Origin of the sequence: Mesorhizobium sp. M4B.F.Ca.ET.203.01.1.1 (assembly GCF_004791025.1) — a bacterium.
GTDB classification, from domain to species: Bacteria; Pseudomonadota; Alphaproteobacteria; order Rhizobiales; family Rhizobiaceae; genus Mesorhizobium; species Mesorhizobium abyssinicae.
This window is the reverse complement of record NZ_SRUO01000013.1, coordinates 164,279-184,211: the sequence shown is the minus strand read 5'-3', so window position 1 is coordinate 184,211 and position 19,933 is coordinate 164,279. Positions and strand designations below refer to the sequence as shown.

Sequence of the window (19,933 nt, the reverse complement as noted above, 5' to 3'; positions counted from 1 at the left end):
AGGCCGCCAGGGATCGACACGGCGACGCCGACATCGGCGTGCTTGTGCTTGACCATGGCGCTGTCGGTCCACGAGGCATTGGCATCCGGCACCGCCATCAGCGCCATCGCCATCGCCTTGATCACCAGGTCGTTGACCGAGAGCTTGTAGGCTGGAACCTCGCCCTTCTCGGTCTTCTTCACCGGCGCGGCGGCATTGAGCTGCGTGCGCAGCGCCAACAGCGCGTCGAGCTCGCAGTCGAGCGTCAGATAGAAATGCGGGATGGTTGACTTGGCCTCGACCAGGCGGCGCGCGATGGTCTTGCGCATACTGTCGTGCGAGACGAGCTCGTAGGAGCCTTCGGCAAACAGCTTCAGCACCTGGTCGTCCGACATCGCCTTCGGCGCCGCGGCGGATGCAACTGCGGGAGCCTCCGCAGCGACCCTTGGGGTGGCGTTGCCGATCGCCGCGTCGATATCCGCCTTCACCACACGGCCGTATGGGCCGGTTCCAGCAATATTGGAAAGCACGATGCCCGCCTCACGAGCGAGACGACGGGCCAGCGGCGTTGCACGTGCGCCCACCGGCGATTGGCTGATCTCCCCCCTAGTGGGGGAGATGGCCGGCAGGCCAGAGGGGGGCGCGACAGAATGAGATGCTGGCGAGACAGCGCCCCCCTCTGTCGGCATCGCCGACATCTCCCCCACGAGGGGGGAGATTGGAGCCTCACCCTGCTTCGCCACAGCATCAGTCCCATAAGCCTCGCCATCAGCATAAATCCAGGCAACAGGCGCGCCGACCGGAATGTCGACGCCCTCCTTGCCGGTGACATCAAGCAGAATGCCGCTCGCCGGCGCATCGATTTCCATCGCCGCCTTGTCGGTCTCGATCTCGAACAGCACGTCGCCCTGCTTGACGACGGAACCCTCGCTGACAAACCAGCGCGAGATCTGGCCGGTCGTCATATCCATGTCGACCTTGGGAAGGATGACTTCGACGGGCATCGGCTAGCGCGCTCCCCTGACCAGATCGCGCGCCGCCGCGACAATGTCGGGCACTTGCGGAACGGTCGCCCTTTCCAGGTCGGGATTGTAGGGGATCGGTATCTCGGCGCCGCCCAGCCGCACGATCGGCGCATCGAGGAAGTCGAAGGCCTCGCTCTCGGCGATCATGGCGCTGACCTCGGCGCCGACGCCCAGCGTCTTCACCGCCTCGTAAACGCAAAGCAGCCGCGAGGTCTTCTTGACGCTTTCGATGATGGTGCGCTTGTCCATCGGCCGCACGGTCCTGAGGTCGATCACCTCGATGTCGATGCCTTCGGCTTGCAGCGCTTGCGCCGCCTCCAGTGACTTGTGCACCATGATCGAGGTCGCGACGACGGTCAGGTCGCTTCCCTCGCGCCGGACATCCGCCTTGCCGATCGGCACCGTGTAGTGGCCCTCGGGCACCGGCCCCTTCATCTTGTAGAGCAGCTTGTGCTCGAAGATCATCACCGGATCGGGATCGGCTATGGCGGCCAACAACATGCCCTTGGCATCGTAGGGCGTCGCCGGCTGGATCACCTTCAACCCCGGCACATGGCCGAGCCAGGCTTCCAGGCTCTGGCTGTGCTGCGCGGCCGCGCCGGTGCCCGAGCCGGCCGGGAACCGCATCACCACCGGCACCGAGACCTCGCCGCCCAGCATGAAGCGCATCTTGGCCGCCTGGTTGACGATCTGCTCCAGGGCAAGCGTGGCAAAATCGGAAAACTGGAATTCGAAGATCGGCCGCAAGCCGGTCATCGCCGCGCCGACGGCGACACCGGCGCCGCCGAGTTCGGAGATCGGCGTGTCCATCACCCGGTCGACACCGAAACGCTCGACCAGATCGCCCGTCACCTGGAAGGCGCCGCCATAGACGCCGATGTCCTCGCCCATCAGCAGGACGCGCTCGTCGGCCTCCATGGCGATCGCCATCGCCTCCTGGATCGCCTGCGCATAGCTCAGTTCGCGCATCTCGGCATCCATCACGCCAGCTCCGTATAGACGTAGTTCTGAAGATCGCCGATGTCCGGAGCGGGGCTCGCCTTGGCGAATTCGATGGCCTCGGTGATCTCCTGTCTGACAGCTTCGCGCACCGCTTCGATGCCGCTGTCGTCGATGATGCCGAATTCCTTCAGTTCAGCCTCGAACAGCGTGATCGGATCGCGGTTCGACATCCAGTCCTCGATCTCCTCCTTGCTGCGGTAGCGGTTGCGGTCGCTCTTGGAGTGGCCGCGATAGCGGTAGGTCTTGGATTCGATCAGCGTCGGTCCCTCGCCTGTCCGGGCGCGCTCGATGGCGGCATGCGCGGCCTCCGCGACTTCGGTGAAGCTGTTGCCGTTGACGATGACGCCGGGCATCGAATAGGCCGCCGCCCTGTCGGCGATGTTCCTGACGGCGGTCGAGCGGGCGGTCGATGTCGACATGCCGTAGCCATTGTTCTCGCAGACGAACACCACCGGCAGCTTCCAGATCGACGCCATGTTCAGCGCCTCGTGGAAGGCGCCCTCATTGTTGGCGCCGTCGCCGAAGAACGAGACCACCACCTTGCCGGTCTTCAGCCGTTTGGCGGAAAGCGCCGCGCCGACCGCGATCGGGATGCCGCCGGCGACGATGCCGTTGGCGCCGAGATTGCCCTTAGCGACATCGGCGATGTGCATCGAGCCGCCGCGCCCTTTGCAGTAGCCGGTGGTCTTGCCGAAGAACTCCGCGAACATCTTTCTGACCTCGGCGCCCTTGGCGATGCAGTGGCCGTGGCCGCGATGGGTCGAGGTGATCTGGTCGTCCTCGGCAAGCGGCATGCAGATGCCCATCGCGCTTGCTTCCTGCCCGATCGACAGGTGCATGGTGCCGTGGATCAGGCCGCGCATGTAACAGTCCTCAGCGCCCTCCTCGAAGCGGCGGATGAGGTACATCTTGCGCAGCACTTCCCTGAGCTGGCCGGCGTCGTAGTGCCGGTAGGCAAAGGGCAGATTGGTGGGCGCGGCCTTTTCCAGCACGGCTTTCCTGGCCATCGTCATGCCCTCCCGTAGACCAGCTGGTCCTGTCGCGCCCTGAGCTCCGCGATCCTTGAACCCGGCGCGGACGCCGCATTGGCATAGGTGATGAGATCGCCCTTCCTGATCGGCGATGTCACCGAGGCGCCTTGCAGCAGGCCGCAGGGAACGGCTCCGGCCGCCTTCGCCTCCGGCGCGGTCATGATCCAGGCGCGGTAGCAATACTCGCCGATCGCATCGAGCCGTTCGCCCGGCTGCATGTCCTTCTTGGCGACCGCGCAGACCTCCGCCACCGGCTTTGCCAGCGGCACCATGTCGGCCTTGCCGTAGAGGACGACGCGCGCGCAGGTCAGCGGCACTTCGAGCGAGGTCAGGTGATACGGTCGATGAAAGGTGAAATATGGGCCCTTGCCCATCTTCAGGTCCTCCATGCGCTCCGAGATGCGCGGATGCGACATGTCGGCGACGACGAAGACACCCGGCGCGACGCCCTTGCCGATCGAATAGTCGACGACGCCGACCTTCGACAGCACGCCGCCATCCTTCTGCGGCACCAGCACCTTCGACAATTCGCCAAGCGTCGCAGCGGGCCCGTGCATGCCGGGCCTGTCGGGCACCAGTCCGGTGGCATTGGCGATCGCCGCCATCTCGACCATCGTCTTGGAGCCGTCGACGAATTCCACCAGCATGCGCACATTCATGTGGCGGCGCGCGGCCTCCTCGGCATAGTCATGCGGGACGGCGTCGATGTTGAGCGGGTTGTTCTTGCCCTTGCCGGCGGCGACGATCGGATGGCCCATCGCCGAAACGAACTCGATCAGTTCCATGCAGGAGGACGGCTCGTCGCCGGCGCCGAGCGAATAGGTGACGCCCAGCCTGTCGGCCTCGCTCTTCAGATAGGCGCCGATGGTCACGTCCGCCTCGACATTCATCATCACCAGATGCTTGCCGTGCTCCATCGCCCGCAGGCCGTATTCGGCGCCGACCGCCGGAACGCCGGTGGCGTCGATCACCACATCGATCAGCTCGTTGTTGATGACGAGGTCGGCATCGCCGGTGACCGCGACCTTGCCGGCCTCGATCGCCGTGCTCATCGCCGCGACGCTTGAGACCTCGCGCGAATGGCCGCTCTCCTGAAAGGCGATATCGACCGCCTTGGCCGCCGCCGGAAGGTTGAGTTCCGAGATCGCGCCGATCTCGATGCCGGTCATGTGGGCGACCCTGGTCACGATGTCGGTGCCCATCTCGCCTGAACCGATCAGCCCGATGCGGATCGGCTTGCCGGACTTCGCCCGCTCGGAAAGATCGCGCGCAAGGCCGGTCGGCGCGACGTTGATGGTCATTGCTATATCCTCCCAGGGGCGTCTTGCCTCCGGCTGACAAATACTGAACATCTGTCTCCATATCAAGACGAATGTACAAATCTTTGCGGCAAAATCCGCAGCAGGAATTGCCTGCCGGATGAGAGGTCACGCACTTCGCGAGGGCTTTGCTGCTTTCCGGCCCGAGGACCGGTTGCCCTCGCCTGAAAATCAGATCGAATCGCTCGGGCGTGATTGCCCGAACGCATCGCCGGGCCGTAGGGCGACAAGCCCGGCCCGTAGGCCGATTGGGCTGAACCTGCTCCCTGGACCGGAGCGCCGACAGACCGCCGCAGCGGAAAACGCAAGAACGGACTCGGCGCGCCGTAGCCTATCTCGTCGCTGCCGGAGGCAGGCGGTCGAGCGCCGTTTCGCGGGGAGCGGCCAGAGCCTTCTTGATCGCTGCCCTCTCCTGCGCCATCGCCGGGAACAGCCAGTTCGGTTCCAGGCCGACGAACTGGTCGAGGAAGGCGATCGACATGTTCGGATCCTCCTCGGCGTTTTCCCGATAGGACCACCAGACGCGCAGATCGGAGGCGGCCTTTTCGAGATCGCGGGATTGCCCGAACTCCTGTTCCTGGACCGCGGCAATGCCGCAGACGCAGAAATTCGTATAGAGAAAGCCTTCCGGCCAGAACCGCGCAATCTCGAGCGTGGCCTTGTCATCCGCCTCGCTCGTCCCGGCATCCGAAACCATCACCGCTGGCTTGGTCCGGATCAGCTCGCGCAGGGCTAGCCCCGCCACGAAGACGATGTAGTCGGCCCGGTCGATCGCTGCCGAATCGTCCTGCTCGTCGATCGCCGCCAGCCAGTCGAAGAAGACCTGGTTCAACAGCTTGTCGTCGATCCGGTAAGAGAACCCAAAGTGCTCCTTCACCAGTTCCGCATTGTTCCGGAAGGCCTTGGAAAACCACCGCAATTGGCGGAGCCGGTGCCGCAGGTCCGGTATCGAGGACAATTTGTCCTTGGGTGTCAGATCCATTGTCCAGTTCCAACTGAGGCGCCCGCGATACCCAACCGCGACAGGGCATCAACATGTACATCTGTTGCACAAAAAATGCAAAGGTTCATCCCCGCCGATTTCGCGACAACCTCTCGCGAACGACCCGCTACGGAAGATGCGGGATCAGATCGGCAAAGACTCGCGCCAGGTCTCCAGGCCGATCCTGGCTTGCCAGCGCCTTGCTGAACAGCACGTAGCGCGCGTCGACCGCAGCGCAGACGCCCACATAGATATCGTCATCCGCCGTGACGTCGGCGCTATAGCTGGCGACAGCGGTGGCCAAGGCGAGTGCCGCCGCGACATATATGCCAGTGTCCAGCATCCGGCCGTTGGCCGCGTCATCGATGTATCGCGGCGACTCGACCGGACGGGCGCGAAGAATGGCATGGGCCATGGCGGCCGCCTGTAGGGCAATGTCGTCGAGCGAGGCATCGTCGGCGCCTTTCGATCGGCCAGCCGGGGCCGGCTGCTCGGTTCTGGCCGCGAGGCGATGGGCTTCGCCGAACAGTTCCTCGCTCAGCCGCGGATTGGCGACCCCTTTCGCCAACAGGATCTGCTTGGCGGCGAAATAGCAGTCGCGCGCGAACAGCGCCTGGGAGGTCGCATTCTCGGTGTCGAAGTAACGGCCGAGCGGATAGGCGGACGCGCTGCCGAAATGCGCCTTGGGGTCGGAAGAGAGCAGCCCAATGGCGACAGATTCCAATGCCGAAAGCGCGCTGTCGGAGAAGTCGGCGATCGCCGTCACCAGCCCGGCCGGGCCGGCGGCGCGGTCGCTCCGTTCCGGCGACTGGTCGTCCTGCCCCTTGCGGGTGGTCGCACGCATTTCGCGCGCCACGAACCGGGCGTCGCGCAAGCGCTCCTTCACTTTGGTCCGCAGTTCCTCCGGCAAAAACGGCGCCATCACCTGGGTCCCTTTGACTGCCAATCGTTACTCCTTGCAAAGATAGACAATTATGGGCTGCAAAGCTATGACATCGTCATCCGCGCATCCTGTGTTCCGGCTGTGACAGGTGGGCTGGAATGACGGGAGCCAAGGGGACCATGCGCCAGAGGAAACGGGGCTCGAAAGATCCCGAGATGCCGTTTGGCGAGAATGTCCGCGGCTCGAGTCAGGCCGACCGCGTCCGCATCCGGACCGCATGGATGTACTATGTCGAGCAGCTCACCCAGAGCGAAATCGCGGCCATCCTCAATGTCGGCCGGGTGACCGTCGTCAGGCTTCTGGCCGATGCCCGCGCCCGCAACGAAATCAAGATCACGATCAACGCCAAGGTCGCCGACACGACCGAGCTGGAGCGCGGCCTCGAGGAACTGTTCGACATCCAGAAGGCGATCGTGGCGCCGCTGTCCGGCCCGCAAGCCGATCCGGTGCCCGTCATCAGCGCCGCGGCGGGCGACTATATCTCGCAGATCGCAACATCGAACATGCGCGTCGGCGTCGGCTGGGGACGGACCCTCTACAACACCTTGCCCTTCATCAAGGGCCAGTCGCTCACCGGCTTCCGCGTCTACTCGCTGCTCGGCGGCATCATCCAGGCGCGCCGCTTCAATCCGGCCGAGTTCGCCTGGCAGCTGGCCGAGCTCTTCCAGGGTGAGGGCTTCCTGGTGCCGGCGCCGGCGATCGTCGACAGCGTCGAGACGAAGCGCACCCTGATCGAGCGCTGCGGCCTCAACACCATCTTCGAAATGGCCGAGGATCTTGACGCCGTGCTTCTCAGCGTCGGCGGAACCACGTCGACCGCCACCTCGTACCAGGTCGGCTACCTGACCGATGCCCAGCACGACTCGCTGGTTGCGGCCGGCGCGATAGGCGACCTTTTGTTCCACTTCTTCGACGAGCGCGGCAACCTCATCGATCACGAGATCAACGACCGCGTCATGTCGGTCGGCCTCGACCGGCTGCGCCGGGCGCCGATCCGGCTGCTCGCATCCGGCGGGCCGGAGAAAGTGGGCGCCCTGATCGGGGCGATGAAACTGGTCAACCCGACGGTTTTCATCACCGACGAGGTCACCGCGGCGAGCATGATCGAAAAGACGCGGCTGAACGGATCGCGGAAGAAGGCATAGAGCGCCGGACGGCACGGCCGGCGCCCGAGCCGCGCCTCAGGCGGCGAGCGTATTGGTCTTCTTCCTCGTGCGCCGCGCGAAGTCCATCGTGTGCTCGAACGACACCACTCCGGCCTGGCTGCCGAGCCCGGTTGCGTTCAGCGCCGAGGTCGCCTGCGCCAGCGTGACCGCGCTTTCCGCGTCGAGCCCGCGGTGCAGGCCCGCCGCGAAGCCGGCGTTGAAAGCATCGCCGCAGCCGCAGGTGCAGACCACATCGACCTCGAAGGCCGGGATATGGAAGCGCGTGCCGTCGGCATGGTGATAGTAGGCGCCGTGTTCGCCAAGCGTCAGGATGCAGCAGCCCACGCCGCGATCGAGCATGAAGCGCGCCACGTCCTGCGTGTCGGTGAGACCGGACAGTAGCCGCGCCTCCTCGACCGAGGGCAGGAAATAGTCGACATGCGGCAACAGCCTTGCGATCATCGACATGTCCTCATGCCTCGCGGAAGCGACGTCGAGCGTGGTCACGCAGCCGCGCTTCTTGGCGCGCGCCAGGAGGTCGACGGTCGGCTCGCCATCCATGCGATCCATCAGGCCCGCGCCGCCGACATGCACGAACGACGCATCGAGCACCCGGTCGAACTGGTCCGGCGTGACTTCGAAGAAGCCGGTCGCGCCCTTCATGTGCATGGCCGGCCGCTGGCCGTTGTCCTGGACCGCGACGATGCTCGACGAGGTGCCGACACCGTCGATGCGCTGCATCATGCTGGTGTCGACGCCGTAGCGGTTGAGCCGGCCAAGCACCCAGTCGCCCATGTCGTCGGCGCCGACGCCGCCGACGCCGAGCACCTTCATTCCGTATTTCGCCGCCACGATCGCCGCCGCCCCGGCGGCGCCGGAAACGGCGATGGTGATCTCCTCGAGGAAATCGAATTCGGTCGGACCCGGAATGCGGCGCACCGGCCGCCCGAGGCAATCGAAGGTGAAGAAGCCGATTGAGGCGTAGTCGTAGAGCACGGTGGTTCCCGTCAGTTGAGGCGGATGCGCTGGCCCGATTCCGCGTCGAAGAAATAAAGCCGCTCGGGGTCGAGCTCAATGGCGATCGAGGTGTCGAGCGGCTGCCGGAAATCCCGGTCCGCCTTCACCTCGACGACCATCGCATCGGTGCGAACCGAAAGGAAGGTCTGGTCGCCGGTCGGCTCGAGCCCGTAGAGCTGCCCCTTGAGATGAGCGGCCGTGCCGGTCGCCACTTTCGCGTCCTCGGGCCGCACGCCGAGAATGACGGCCCGGCTGTCCGGCAGGTTGATGCCGGCGACCTCGACCCCCGGAGCGGAAAACCGCTTGCCGCGCACCTCGCCCTTGATCAGGTTCATGGGCGGCGAGCCGATGAAGCCGGCGACGAAGGTGTTGTTGGGATTGCTGTAGATCTCGTCGGGCGTTCCAAGCTGCTGGATGCGCCCCTTGTCCATGATGACGATCCTGTCGGCGAGCGTCATCGCCTCCACCTGGTCGTGGGTGACGTAGATGGTGGTGATCTTCAGCTGGCGCTGGACATGTTTCAGTTGCACCCGCATCGCGTTGCGCAGCTTGGCGTCGAGGTTGGACAGCGGCTCGTCCATCAGGAACACGCGCGGCTGCCTGACAATGGCGCGGGCAAGGGCCGCGCGCTGCCGCTGTCCGCCCGACAGCGCGCCCGGCTTGCGGTCGAGGTAGGCTCCGAGTTCGACCATGTCGGCGGCCCGGCGCACCCGCGCGTCATGCTCGGCCTTCGGGATGCCGCGCATCCTGAGCGGAAAGCGGATGTTTTCGTAGACGGTCATGTTCGGATAGAGCGCGTAGCTCTGGAACACCATCGCCACGTCGCGGTCGCGTGGATCGAACTCGTTGACCAGTTCGCCGTCGATCCAGATTTCGCCCGAGCTCAAATCGTTGAGGCCGGCGATCATACGCATCGTCGTGGTCTTGCCGCACCCCGACGGCCCGAGGAAGACCATGAACTCCTCGTCGCGTATATCGAGGTCGACATTGTCCACGCCGACGACCGATCCCCACCCCTTGGTTACCTTCTTGAGCTGAATCTGAGCCATGTTCGTCTTTCCGGTTCTTTCTTTGGCCGCGCCGGAGCCCTTTGGGCCGGCGCGAAATCTCAGCCCTTGACCGCGCCCATGGTCAGGCCTCGCGACAGGTGCTTCTGGATCAGCACGACCAGAAGCATGATCGGCACGAAGGCGAGGAAGGCGACAAGCGCGATCGCGTTGTAGATGATGCCGTCGGACCCGCCGGTGAAATTGGCCAGCGCCACGGACAGCGTGTAGGCGTTCTTGGTCGACGCGATCAGCAGGGTGAAGAGGAACTCGTTGACCGCGAAGATGACGGCGATCACCGCAGCGGTGATGATGCCCGGCAGGCACATCGGCACGATGATCGACACCAGGATGCGCAGGTCGGACGCGCCATCGGTGCGGGCCGCATCCTCGATCTCATGCGGAATGTCGAGCATGTAGGAGCGGATGATCCAGGTCACCAGCGACAGGTTGATCGCCGCATAGACCAGCATCAGCGCCCAGACCGAGTCGAGCAGGCCAAGCTGGCGGAACAGGAAGAAGATCGGGATGGCGACGATGGCCGGCGCCATCATACGGGTCGACAGGATGTAGAAGCCGATGTCCTCGCGGAACCGGTAGTTATAGCGGGCGAGCGAATAGGCGGCCGGGATCGCGAGCAGAAGATCGATAACGACGCTGCCGCCGACCGCCACGACCGAATTGCGCAGATAGTTGCCCATCGGCCAGTCGGTCCAGATCATATCCCAGGCATCGAGCGAGAAGCTCGGCCAATAGATCGGCTGGGCGGCGATGATTTCGGTCCTCGGCCGCAGTCCGATCGACAGGAACCACAGGATCGGCGCCAGGCAGAACACCGCCCAAGCGCCAAGCACCAGGTAGCGCAGCAGCAGGCTTTCGGAGGATTTCGCTTTGGCGGCCATGGGCTATTCCCGTCCCGAGCGGAAGAAGCGTTTCACGAACAGCTGCGCGACGATGACGGTCATTGCCAGCATCACCACCGAGACGGCCGAGGCGTAGCCGAAGTTGAAGGTCTTGAAGCCGATGCGATAGATGAAATAGCTGATCGTCTCGGTGGCGCCGCCGGGCGTCCCGCCGGTGATGATGAAGACCGAGGCGAACATCGTGATGATGTCGATGGCGCGCAGGATCAGCGCGACGACGACGATCGGCATCATCAGCGGCAGCGAGATGTTCCAGAAGATCTGCCGCCATTTGGCTCCGTCCAGCCGCGCCGCCTCCTCCATCTCGGCGTCCTGGCCCTGCAGCGCGGCGACGAAGATGATGAACAGGAAGGGCGTCCACTGCCAGACGTCGGCGACGATCAGCGTCAGCCGGGCAAGCCAGACCGAACCCAGGAAATCCAGGTTGCCGTCGATCAGCCCCAGCCGCATCAGCAGGTCGCTGACGACGCGGCCGTCGTTGAAGGCAAGCTTCCAGATGAAGGCGACGGCCGAGGGCATGAACAGCATCGGCATCAGGAAGATGATGCGCCACGACCGCACCCACGGATCGCGATAGGCGAAGGCCGCGATGCTGATGGCGATCGTGCATTCGAGCGCGAGCGCGATCGCGCCCATGACGAAGGTGTTCCACAGCGCCTGCCAGAATTCGGGATCCGACAGCAGCTTGCTGTAGTTGTCGAAGCCCGCGAAGGTCCAGTTGTTGAAGCGGACGTGGAAGAAGCCCTGATAGATCGCATAGATGCCGGGATAGAGCGTGATCCCCAGCAGGAAGATCACCGAGGGCGCCACCAGAAGATAGGGAAAGGCCTTGCGGCGCCACCGGCTCCGGGGTCGGAGCCTGACGCCGGGATGGGCGGCCTTGGCCGCCCATCCTGTACTGTTCTGGACCGCGGAGTCCTGCATTACGTGAAGTCTCCCTGGACCAGTCGGCAAGCCAGCATCGTTCAATCGTCAGACCGGCGGGGTCTTGCCCTTGCCGGCCCAGGTCGCCGGAGCCACGGCGGCGTATTTGAAGGGTTCCTTGTCCGAGAAGAAGCCATTCTTGGTCATGATCTCCTTCCAGGCCTTGGCGCCGGCATCCAGCGCCTCCTTCGGCTTCGCCTGGCCGACGATCGCCTTGTTGATCTCGTTTCCGAGCGCCTGTTCCATCTCGAACATGCCGGGAATGCGTGGCGCGCACCAGGCATAGTCCAGCGAGTCCGCCCAGACCGCGGCGGGCTGGGAAACCGACCGCAGCTTATCGTTCTTCAGCACCGACTTGTAGCCCGGCGCGACGCCGTTGGCGTTGGCCTCGTTCATCGCCATGATCGATGCCGTGGTCAGGAAGGCGAGCATCAGGAAGGCGCCCTCCGGGTTCTGCGACGTGGCCGTCACGCAGGAGGTCGATCCGGCAATGTTCGGCGGCGCGAAGCGGGCGCCTTCGATCTGCACGCGCGGCTCATAGATGGTGAGCACGTCGCCGACGATGCGGCTCTGGTCCGGGCGTGTCGCCTGGGTGCCGGAATCCTGCCAGGAGATGTTCATGGCGAGCTGGCCGCCGAGCCAGGCGGCGCGGTTCTCGCCCCAGCCCCATCCGGCCACGCCTTCCGCCGAAGACGCCTGCAGCGCCAGGATGGTTTCCAGCGCCTTGACGCCGGCATCGCTGTTGAAGACCGGCTCCCAGGAATCGTTGAACAAATCGACGCCGTGCTGTGCGGCGATGTGCTCCCAGGTGTAGGTGGACCAGAAGCCGCGGGCGCCCATCAGGCCGACGCCGGCAACGCCCTTCTCAACCTTGTTGAGCTCCGCCGAAAGCCTGATCATCTCGTCATAGGTCGGCACGGTCAGCTTGGTGTCGGCATCCTTGCCCGTCACCTTCTTCAGGAGCGACGGACGCACATGCACCATCTGGATATCGCAGTCGAACGGGATGCCGTACAGGCCCTGGTCGCCGAAATAGCCGTAGTTCAGGCGATAGGTGTCGTAGAAGTCGTCGAGCGGCAGCTTCCACTTCGCGGCATAGTCGTCGAGCTTGGCAAGGAAGCCCGGGCCGGCGAAGTCGCCGAGCCACGGCGAGAAGAACTGCAGCGCGTCGAAGCTGGCGTTGCCGGAGATGAACTCGGCCAGCACCTTGTCGTACATCGAATCGTCCGGGATCGGCACCAGCTCGACCTTCATTCCCGAAAGCTGCTCGAAGGGCTTCAGCCCGTCCGCGGCCGATTCCATGTCGGCGGCGCCGATGGCGAACTTGACCGTCTTGCCGGAGAATTCGCTGCGCACCTTCTCCCAGTCGACGGTGCGGATCCAGTCCTTCGCGGGATCCCAGAGCTCATCGCCATCGGCGAGCTTGTAGAGATCGCGGTATTCCTTCTTGACGTAGCCGCCGACATTGATCTTGGCGAGAATGTCGGCGGGGTTCGCGGCTTCCTGCGCGAAGCTGCGCCGCACATTGAACAGCGACACGCCGCCGGCCGCCACAGCTGAGGCGCCAACCGCCGCCGTCGACATCAGAAACGACCGACGCGATACATCCTTCCTACTTCCAATAGGCATTGCAGATCCTCCCAAACGCCCGCCAGAAAAATCATGCACCGTTGCGGGCCGACGACGATGCTAGCTTCGCGGACAGGGCCGTTGCGGACCCTGCATTGATTCAACCAATCACGCCATATCTTGCCCGGGCCGCGCGGAAATCGGTCCACGCCGGTGCAATCCCGAAACAACACGAACAGACATGTGACTGGGCCTCCCAACTCCCCCGATTTCAGCCGAGGTCGCTTGCCTCTGCATGAACATCGTTATTCTCACAAAGTCAAATGTTCATATCAGCGGGGCGTTGTCAATACGCTCTCGACGGACTTCCGCGCATCTTGGCAAGGCGAGCGCCGGCTAGGGATTGCGTGCAGGAAGTGGCGGAATTCGACGTGCTGTCATCCGCCTTCGCCTTCACCGATGGCCGCGCCAATGCAACGCCTCCCGATCCGTCCAGACCGCGCCGGTGAGCAGGGCCTTGCCGGTCACGTCCAGACCGGGGGCGATGGCCGCCCCGCAGGCGCGTTGGTGTGACTATTCGAACGAGTAGGTGAACCCGTCCGCGGAAGCGCCGACGGTCACTTTCGTCATCTTGGCGCCTTCCAGCGAACGGTTCAGGACGCCACGGCTCAGTTCCGGCAGCAGCGTGTTGGTCAGGATGGCGTCGATCATCCGTCCGCCGGACTCGATCTCGGTGCAGCGCGCCTTGACCAGATCCATGACGCCCTCGCCGATCACCAGCTCGGCATCGTTGGTCGCCCGCAGCCGGCGCGCGATCTTGCCGAACTGGTGCCGGGCGATCGCCTCGATCATCGAGTCCGAGAGCGGGTAGTAGGGGATGGTGACGACACGACCGAGGAAGGCCGCCGGAAAGACTTTGAGCAGCGGGCCGCGCAACGCGGTATCGAGATCATCGATCCCGGTCCGCACGGTGCCGTTCTTCGTACGGTCCATGATGACCTCGGAGCCGACATTCGAGGTGAGCAGGATCAGCGAGTTCTTGAAATCAATCCGCCGGCCCTCGCTGTCGTCCATCATCCCCTTGTCGAAGACCTGGAAGAAGATCTCGTGCACGTCCGGATGCGCCTTCTCGACTTCGTCGAGCAGGATCACCGAATAGGGTTTCCGGCGCACCGCCTCGGTCAGGATGCCGCCCTTGCCGTAACCGACATAGCCGGGAGGAGCGCCCTTCAGGGTGGAGACCGTATGCGCTTCCTGGAATTCGGACATGTTGATGGAAATGAGGTTCTGTTCGCCGCCATAGAGCGTCTCGGCGAGCGCCAGCGCGGTTTCGGTCTTCCCGACGCCCGAGGGACCGCAAAGCAGGAACACGCCCACCGGCTTTTCCGGCGCGCCGAGCCCGGCGCGGCTGGTCTGCACGCGTCTGGCGATCATCTCCATCGCGTGATCCTGGCCGACCACGCGTTCGGCAAGCGTGGCGGCGAGCTTGAGCGCCTTCTCGGTCTGGCTGGACAGCATCCGTCCCGTCGGGATGCCGGTCCAGTCCTGCACCACGGCGGCGACCGCGTTGCGGTCTACGGATGGCAGGATCAGCGGCGTCTCGCCCTGCGCCGCGGCAAGTTCCGCCATCAATTCGCGCAGTCGTGCCAGGTCGGCGGCGGAATCCGGTGGCGAGGCGACGACCTCGGCAACGGGCGCCTCGACCTTGGCTGCCTTCGTTTTCGCGGCCTTCGTCTTCGAGGTCTTGGTTTCCGCGGCTTTCGCCTCCGACGCCGTGGCCTCGGTTGCCTTCTTCTCGGGCGCCTCTGCTCCCGTCGCGGCAGCCGTTTCGTCGCCGGCAGCGCCCTCGGCGTCCACCGGATCGAGCGGCACGCCCTCGCCGCGCAGCCGTGCTCGCAGCTCTAGGATCTCGGCCACCAGCGCCTTTTCCCGGTCCCAGCGTGCCTTGGCGGCGGACAAAGCGGCTTCGGTTTCGGCCAGGCCGGCCTCGACCCTGGCCTGCCGGTCGGCCACCTCGATGCCGATAGCCGCCTCGCGGCCGATGATGCCGCGCTCGACTTCGAGCGCCTGGCGGCGACGCAATATGTCCTCGACCTCGGCCGGCGTGGCATGCTGCGAAACGGCGACGCGGGCGCAGGCGGTGTCGAGAAGGCTGACCGCCTTGTCGGGCAGCTGCCGCGCCGGAATGTAGCGATGCGACAAGGCAACCGCCGCCTCGATCGCCTCGTCCAGGATCTGCACCTTGTGGTGCTGTTCCAGGACGCCGGCGACGCCGCGCAGCATCAGCACGGCCACGACTTCAGACGGCTCATCGATCTTGACCACCTGGAAGCGACGGGTCAGCGCCGGATCTTTCTCGATATGCTGCTTGTATTCGGCCCAGGTCGTGGCCGCGATGGTGCGAAGCTCGCCGCGTGCCAGGGCAGGCTTCAAGAGGTTTGCGGCATCGCCGGTTCCGGCGGCACCGCCGGCGCCGATCAGCGTGTGCGCCTCGTCGATGAACAGGATGATCGGCGTCTCGGAGGCCTGGACCTCGTCGATCACCGCTTTCAGCCGCTTCTCGAACTCGCCCTTGACGCTGGCGCCGGCCTGCATCAAGCCGACGTCGAGCATGCGCACGCTGACATTCTGCAGCGTTGGCGGCACGTCACCCTGGGCAATGCGGAGCGCAAAACCCTCGACCACCGCGGTCTTGCCGACCCCGGCCTCGCCGGTCAGGATCGGGTTGTTCTGCCGGCGTCGCATCAGGATGTCGACGATCTGCCGGATCTCGGGATCGCGGCCGACGACCGGATCGATCTTGCCGTCATGGGCGCGCTGGGTCAGGTCGGTGGCATATTTCGCCAGCGCCGAATCCCCGCCGGGGCCGCGTTTTACCGGCGTCTCCGTGGCTGGGGTGGCCGGGGCAGCGCCGGCCTCCAGCGAACCTTCCATGACATCGGCGAAGCGGGAAATGACGCCGTCCGCATCGATCCGGTCGAATTCGGCGCTGATCTTCGAAACCAGCCCCTCCAGCACCGGCGTCTTCAGGCAGGCAAGCAGGATATGGGAGCTGCGCACCTCTTCCACGCCGAACTCCAGCGTCGCCAGGTTCCAGCCTTCCTGGATGGCGTGGAAGATGTGGTCGGAGAATTCCTCCACCGAGGTGGCGCCGTAGGGCAGCTTGTCGATGGCGCGGGTCATGTCCGCCGTCAGCCGGCTGGCGTCCAGCCCGGCATCGGCCACAATCATCTGTACGTCCGAGCGCTCCGACAGCACCAGTTGCTGAATGAAATGGACGAGTTCGACATAGGGATTGCCGCGCAGCTTGGCCGTGTCGGCCGCGGCCTTGAAGGCACGCACCCCCGTGGCATTGAGCTTGGCGACCAGTTCCTTGCGCTTGAAGCCCTGCGATGACCGGCGCTGTTCCATCGAACGTGCTCCCGAAATCAGCCAGCCGATACCCTGCCATAGAAGCGGCAGGTTGACAAAGCATGTGATGGATAACGCGCCTCGATCCCCGATTCGGCCGGCATCTTCCGTTTTAAGGAAAGCCCCGCATCCCCAAGCAAACAAACACGAAATTGCCCCCGCCTATGCGACGCATTTCACATACGGCGCCGGACAATCACGCCATGGGTTTCGACGACAGAACGGCCGCGTTTAGCTTCCGTTAGTTTTTGAGCAGTCCTTGAATTGTGATAAAGTGACGCAGTGTGATAACCTCACGTCACGCAAGGTCTCAAGGCCGCTCCTGGGGGTTGGTGTGATTGATCTCGCACTCTGGCTGAATCCTCTCGACGGTGAGAATCCGTCAGGTGAGGATTTGCGCAACGAGCCGGCTTTTCATGAACTGGAGCGCCTGACCGAACAGCAGACCAAAGTCGAGTATGACGAGCGCAACAAGCCGTCCGCGGAAGCGATCATCCCGATCGACTGGCCCGCCGTGCTTGCCAAGACCGAGGAATTGCGTCCGCGCGGCCGGGATCTGCGCCTTCTCGTCATCGTCACGCGTGCCCTGGCCAATGAATACCGGCTGGCCGGACTGGCCGAGGGCCTGAGCCTGATTGCGCAGACGTTCGACGCCCACTGGGAAACCCTGCACCCGGCGCTGCGATCCGCTGCAACGCCGCGCGACGCTGCCTTGCGTCGTATAAATGCCCTGCTCGACCTCCAGAACGGCCAGGACGGCCTGCTGGCTAACCTGCGGCAGATGATCTTTTTCGCGCCGCGCCCGATCGGGCCGATCAGCGGCCGCGACCTTGAACAAGGCGCTCTCGACGAGCGCGTCATGCTCCAGGAGGCGGCATCCGGGTTGAATGCGACCGAAAAGGCAGCGCTTGCAAGTGCCCACAGCCAGTTGCTGAACCGGGTGCGCAGCGGATGCGCGGCGCAGATCGATCAGGCCGGCGCCGAGATGACCTCGCTTCTGGCCGACGCCCGCGCAGCCATCGCCGCTCTCGATGCGGTCGAGACCGCGCTCAACGCCCGCATCGAAGGCAACGGCCCTGCCGTCCCGGACTTGAAACGGTTCCTGCAGCGTTTGCTGACCACGCTGGAAAGGAATTCGGCCGGCGCCACGGTGGCGAATGGCGCGGCCAAAGCATCTCCCTCAACTGCGGAACCGGCAGTGCCTGCTCGAAACGGTCATGGAGCCGATACGATGGCAAGTGTGGCAAGCTACGCGGAACAGAGCACCGGGCTGCCCGACCGGATTTCCTCGCGCGACGACGTCGTCAAATGCCTCGACCTAGTCGTCGCTTTCTATGACCGCACCGAGCCGTCCAGCCCGATCCCGCATCTCGCCCGCCGTGTGCGCCGCATGGTGCACATGGATTTTGTTGAACTGATGGAAGATCTCGCCCCGTCGGGACTGAAGGAATTCCGGCTTCTGGCCGGCGTTCCCGATGCCAAGAAGACGGCCCAGAAGGATGAAAGGTAGCAACACATGCCAGCCGAAAGCAAAGCGAAGGTCATCGAACGAAATCGCGCGCCGCGGGTGCAGATCGCCTACGACGTCGAAACCTACGGCAGCCCGACTACGATAGAACTTCCGTTCGTCATGGGCGTGATGGCCGACCTTTCCGGCGCTTCGCAGACCAGGGAGGCTTCAAAGTCGCTGCTGGACCGCGCCTTCGTCGAGACCGACGCCAACCGCTTCCCCAAGTTCATGGAGGCGATGGGGCCACGCGTGAAGGCGCGGGTGAAGAACACGCTGCCGCAAGCAGAAGGCGCCGAGAAGGACGAGGAACTGGCGCTTGATCTCACCTTCACCAAGATGGGTGATTTCGCGCCGGACAAGATCGCCGAGCAGGTCCCGCAACTGGCCGAGATCCTCAAGATGCGTCGCCAGCTCGAGGAGCTGCTCGGCTTCATGGATGGCCGTGTCGACGCGGAGAAGCGCATCGCCCAGCTTCTGAACAACGAGCCGCTTCTGAGCAAGATCGCCAGCCAGGCAATGTCTGACGACGACAAGGTTGGGGAATAAGTCATGGCCGAACAGCAAAAGACCGCAGCCGTCACCGCCGAGGCGGAAGCCATCGACCTCGGAGAGTTCAGCGGGCTCCTCGAGAAGGATTTCAAGGTCAAGAAGGACGACAGCGAGAAGCTGCAGCAGTTGGTCCGCAATCTCGCTCTGGCGGCACAGTCTCGCTCCGAGACCACCACCATCTCGTCCAATGCGATCAAGTCGATCAAGTCGCTGATCGCCGGCATCGACAAGATGCTGACCACGCAGGTCAACGAGATCCTGCACGCGCCGGAAGTGCGCGAGATGGAAGGCACATGGCGCGGCCTCTGGTATCTCATCAACAACACCGAGACCGATGCCAAGCACCTCAAGATCCGGGTGATGAACATCTCCAAGGAGCAGCTGGCCGACACGCTCGAGGATTTTGAGGGCCAGATGTGGGATCAGAGCCCGATCTTCAAGAAGGTCTACACGGACGAGTATTCGATGCTGGGCGGCGAGCCGATCGGTTGCATCGTCGGCGCTTACGAATTCTCCAACCATCCGCGCGACGTCGGCCTGTTGCGCAACATCTCGGGCATCTGCGCCTCCGCACATACGCCGTTCATCGCGGCCGCCTCGCCGCGGCTGTTCCGTATGGACAGCTGGCAGGAACTGCCCAACCCGCAAGACCTGCAGATGATCGTCAACAACCCTGCCTACGCCTCGTGGCAGTCGCTGCGCGAGAGCGAGGATGCGCGCTACATCGGCCTCACCATGCCGCGCGTGCTGGCCCGGCTGCCTTATGGCACCGAGACCGTCCCGGTGAAGGGCTTCACCTTCGAGGAGGAGGTTGAGGGCGACCACAACAAATATGTCTGGATGAACGCCGCCTTCCCGATGGGCGTCAACATCAACCGCAGCCACAAGCTCTATGGCTGGGGCACGCAGATCCGCGGCGTCGAGAATGGCGGCACCGTGCTCAACCTGCCGGTGCATGCCTTCCCGACCGACGACGGTTCGATCGCGATGAAGTGCCCTACGGAAGTCGCCATCGACGACCGCCGCGAGGCTGAACTGGCCAAGCTCGGCCTGATGCCCATCCTGCACCGGAAGAACACCGACCTCGCGGCCTTCATCGGCGCCCATTCGCTGCAGGACGACGAGACGCGTGCCGGGCGACTGGTCGATCCCGACGCGCAGTCGAACGAACGCCTGAGCGCCAATCTGCCTTACCTGTTCCCGGTGTCGCGCTTCGCGCATTACCTCAAGGCCATCGCGCGCGACAAGATCGGGTCGTTCAAGGAACGCTCGGACATGCAGATCTGGCTGACCGAGTGGATCAACCGCTACGTGCTGGCCAACCCGGCCTTCGCCGACGACAAGGCGCGCGCAAAGCGTCCGCTTGCCGCGGCCGAGGTCCAGGTGGACAGCGTGGAGGGCCGGCCGGGCTACTACAACGCCCGCTTCTATCTGCGCCCGCATTACCAGCTGGAGGGCATCAACGCTTCGCTCCGGCTGGTGTCAGAACTCCCGTCAGTGAAGGGTTGAACTGCAGCAATGTGATCTTGTTTCGTTTTGAGAGCGGTGGAGAAAGACA

The 19,933-nt window shown here is 64.3% G+C and carries 16 protein-coding genes; 4 read left to right on the top strand and 12 right to left on the bottom strand.

What is annotated here, in order from left to right:
- The 6 genes from EN846_RS24675 to EN846_RS24650 form a co-directional block, all read right to left on the bottom strand.
- Positions 1–983, bottom strand: a 983-nt coding sequence (locus tag EN846_RS24675) for a dihydrolipoamide acetyltransferase family protein (RefSeq protein WP_135859317.1), incomplete at its 3' end; no start/stop codon positions are given.
- A 3-nt stretch (positions 984–986) separates the two neighbouring features.
- Complete coding sequence (locus EN846_RS24670; RefSeq protein ID WP_128346923.1) at positions 987–1,985, bottom strand: alpha-ketoacid dehydrogenase subunit beta; 999 nt, start codon at positions 1,983–1,985, stop codon at positions 987–989.
- The gene (locus EN846_RS24665) at positions 1,985–3,019 is read right to left on the bottom strand and encodes a thiamine pyrophosphate-dependent dehydrogenase E1 component subunit alpha (protein ID WP_127393910.1); all 1,035 of its coding nucleotides are present in this window, start codon (positions 3,017–3,019) and stop codon (positions 1,985–1,987) included. The genes EN846_RS24670 and EN846_RS24665 overlap by 1 nt, the downstream gene beginning before the upstream one ends.
- Positions 3,016–4,338: an NAD(P)H-dependent oxidoreductase gene (locus tag EN846_RS24660; RefSeq protein ID WP_127393911.1), complete on the bottom strand. Its 1,323-nt coding sequence runs from the start codon at positions 4,336–4,338 to the stop codon at positions 3,016–3,018. The genes EN846_RS24665 and EN846_RS24660 overlap by 4 nt, the downstream gene beginning before the upstream one ends.
- A gap of 349 nt (positions 4,339–4,687) precedes the next feature.
- Positions 4,688–5,338, bottom strand: a complete 651-nt coding sequence (locus EN846_RS24655) for a hypothetical protein (RefSeq protein WP_127393912.1) — start codon at positions 5,336–5,338, stop codon at positions 4,688–4,690.
- Positions 5,339–5,465: 127 nt separating this feature from the next.
- Positions 5,466–6,284: a hypothetical protein gene (locus EN846_RS24650; protein WP_128347109.1), complete on the bottom strand. Its 819-nt coding sequence runs from the start codon at positions 6,282–6,284 to the stop codon at positions 5,466–5,468.
- Positions 6,285–6,400: 116 nt separating this feature from the next.
- Between EN846_RS24650 and EN846_RS24645 the strand changes: the two genes are divergently transcribed.
- Entirely contained in the window at positions 6,401–7,426 is a 1,026-nt protein-coding gene (locus EN846_RS24645) for a sugar-binding transcriptional regulator (protein WP_127284107.1), read from the top strand.
- A gap of 36 nt (positions 7,427–7,462) precedes the next feature.
- Here EN846_RS24645 and EN846_RS24640 read toward each other — a convergent pair whose 3' ends face one another.
- The 6 genes from EN846_RS24640 to EN846_RS24615 all read right to left on the bottom strand — a co-directional run bounded on the left by EN846_RS24640 (position 7,463) and on the right by EN846_RS24615 (position 16,316).
- The gene (locus tag EN846_RS24640) at positions 7,463–8,422 is read right to left on the bottom strand and encodes a sugar kinase (protein ID WP_135859319.1); all 960 of its coding nucleotides are present in this window, start codon (positions 8,420–8,422) and stop codon (positions 7,463–7,465) included.
- Between the two features lie 11 nt (positions 8,423–8,433).
- Positions 8,434–9,492, bottom strand: coding sequence for an ABC transporter ATP-binding protein (locus EN846_RS24635; RefSeq protein ID WP_127309205.1), 1,059 nt, complete (start codon positions 9,490–9,492; stop codon positions 8,434–8,436).
- A 59-nt stretch (positions 9,493–9,551) separates the two neighbouring features.
- Complete coding sequence (locus EN846_RS24630) at positions 9,552–10,391, bottom strand: carbohydrate ABC transporter permease (RefSeq protein ID WP_127287161.1); 840 nt, start codon at positions 10,389–10,391, stop codon at positions 9,552–9,554.
- A gap of 3 nt (positions 10,392–10,394) precedes the next feature.
- Positions 10,395–11,336, bottom strand: a complete 942-nt coding sequence (locus EN846_RS24625) for a sugar ABC transporter permease (protein ID WP_245493322.1) — start codon at positions 11,334–11,336, stop codon at positions 10,395–10,397.
- Between the two features lie 48 nt (positions 11,337–11,384).
- Positions 11,385–12,920: an extracellular solute-binding protein gene (locus EN846_RS24620; RefSeq protein ID WP_245493323.1), complete on the bottom strand. Its 1,536-nt coding sequence runs from the start codon at positions 12,918–12,920 to the stop codon at positions 11,385–11,387.
- Between the two features lie 558 nt (positions 12,921–13,478).
- Positions 13,479–16,316 (bottom strand): ATP-dependent Clp protease ATP-binding subunit, encoded by a 2,838-nt coding sequence (locus EN846_RS24615; protein WP_128346205.1) that lies wholly within the window; start codon positions 16,314–16,316, stop codon positions 13,479–13,481.
- 334 nt (positions 16,317–16,650) lie between these two features.
- On the opposite strand from EN846_RS24615, the gene tssA reads away from it, so the two are divergent.
- The 3 genes from tssA to tssC are packed head-to-tail and all read left to right on the top strand — an operon-like array spanning position 16,651 to position 19,884.
- Positions 16,651–17,826: a type VI secretion system protein TssA gene (tssA, locus tag EN846_RS24610; protein ID WP_127392668.1), complete on the top strand. Its 1,176-nt coding sequence runs from the start codon at positions 16,651–16,653 to the stop codon at positions 17,824–17,826.
- Between the two features lie 6 nt (positions 17,827–17,832).
- Positions 17,833–18,372, top strand: coding sequence for a type VI secretion system contractile sheath small subunit (tssB, locus tag EN846_RS24605; RefSeq protein WP_127392664.1), 540 nt, complete (start codon positions 17,833–17,835; stop codon positions 18,370–18,372).
- 3 nt (positions 18,373–18,375) lie between these two features.
- Positions 18,376–19,884, top strand: coding sequence for a type VI secretion system contractile sheath large subunit (gene tssC / locus EN846_RS24600; RefSeq protein ID WP_127285564.1), 1,509 nt, complete (start codon positions 18,376–18,378; stop codon positions 19,882–19,884).
- The last annotated feature ends 49 nt before the right edge of the window (positions 19,885–19,933 follow it).

What these genes read in the sequence shown, in the direction of transcription:
- EN846_RS24670 (WP_128346923.1), bottom strand. Translation starts at nt 1,985, where the DNA reads ATGGATGCCGAGATGCGCGAACTGAGCTATGCGCAGGCGATCCAGGAG.
- EN846_RS24665 (WP_127393910.1), bottom strand. Translation starts at nt 3,019, where the DNA reads ATGACGATGGCCAGGAAAGCCGTGCTGGAAAAGGCCGCGCCCACCAAT.
- EN846_RS24660 (WP_127393911.1), bottom strand. Translation starts at nt 4,338, where the DNA reads ATGACCATCAACGTCGCGCCGACCGGCCTTGCGCGCGATCTTTCCGAG.
- EN846_RS24655 (WP_127393912.1), bottom strand. Translation starts at nt 5,338, where the DNA reads ATGGATCTGACACCCAAGGACAAATTGTCCTCGATACCGGACCTGCGG.
- EN846_RS24645 (WP_127284107.1), top strand. Translation starts at nt 6,401, where the DNA reads ATGCGCCAGAGGAAACGGGGCTCGAAAGATCCCGAGATGCCGTTTGGC.
- EN846_RS24635 (WP_127309205.1), bottom strand. Translation starts at nt 9,492, where the DNA reads ATGGCTCAGATTCAGCTCAAGAAGGTAACCAAGGGGTGGGGATCGGTC.
- EN846_RS24630 (WP_127287161.1), bottom strand. Translation starts at nt 10,391, where the DNA reads ATGGCCGCCAAAGCGAAATCCTCCGAAAGCCTGCTGCTGCGCTACCTG.
- EN846_RS24625 (WP_245493322.1), bottom strand. Translation starts at nt 11,336, where the DNA reads ATGCAGGACTCCGCGGTCCAGAACAGTACAGGATGGGCGGCCAAGGCC.
- EN846_RS24620 (WP_245493323.1), bottom strand. Translation starts at nt 12,920, where the DNA reads ATGTCGACGGCGGCGGTTGGCGCCTCAGCTGTGGCGGCCGGCGGCGTG.
- EN846_RS24615 (WP_128346205.1), bottom strand. Translation starts at nt 16,316, where the DNA reads ATGGAACAGCGCCGGTCATCGCAGGGCTTCAAGCGCAAGGAACTGGTC.
- tssB (WP_127392664.1), top strand. Translation starts at nt 17,833, where the DNA reads ATGCCAGCCGAAAGCAAAGCGAAGGTCATCGAACGAAATCGCGCGCCG.
- tssC (WP_127285564.1), top strand. Translation starts at nt 18,376, where the DNA reads ATGGCCGAACAGCAAAAGACCGCAGCCGTCACCGCCGAGGCGGAAGCC.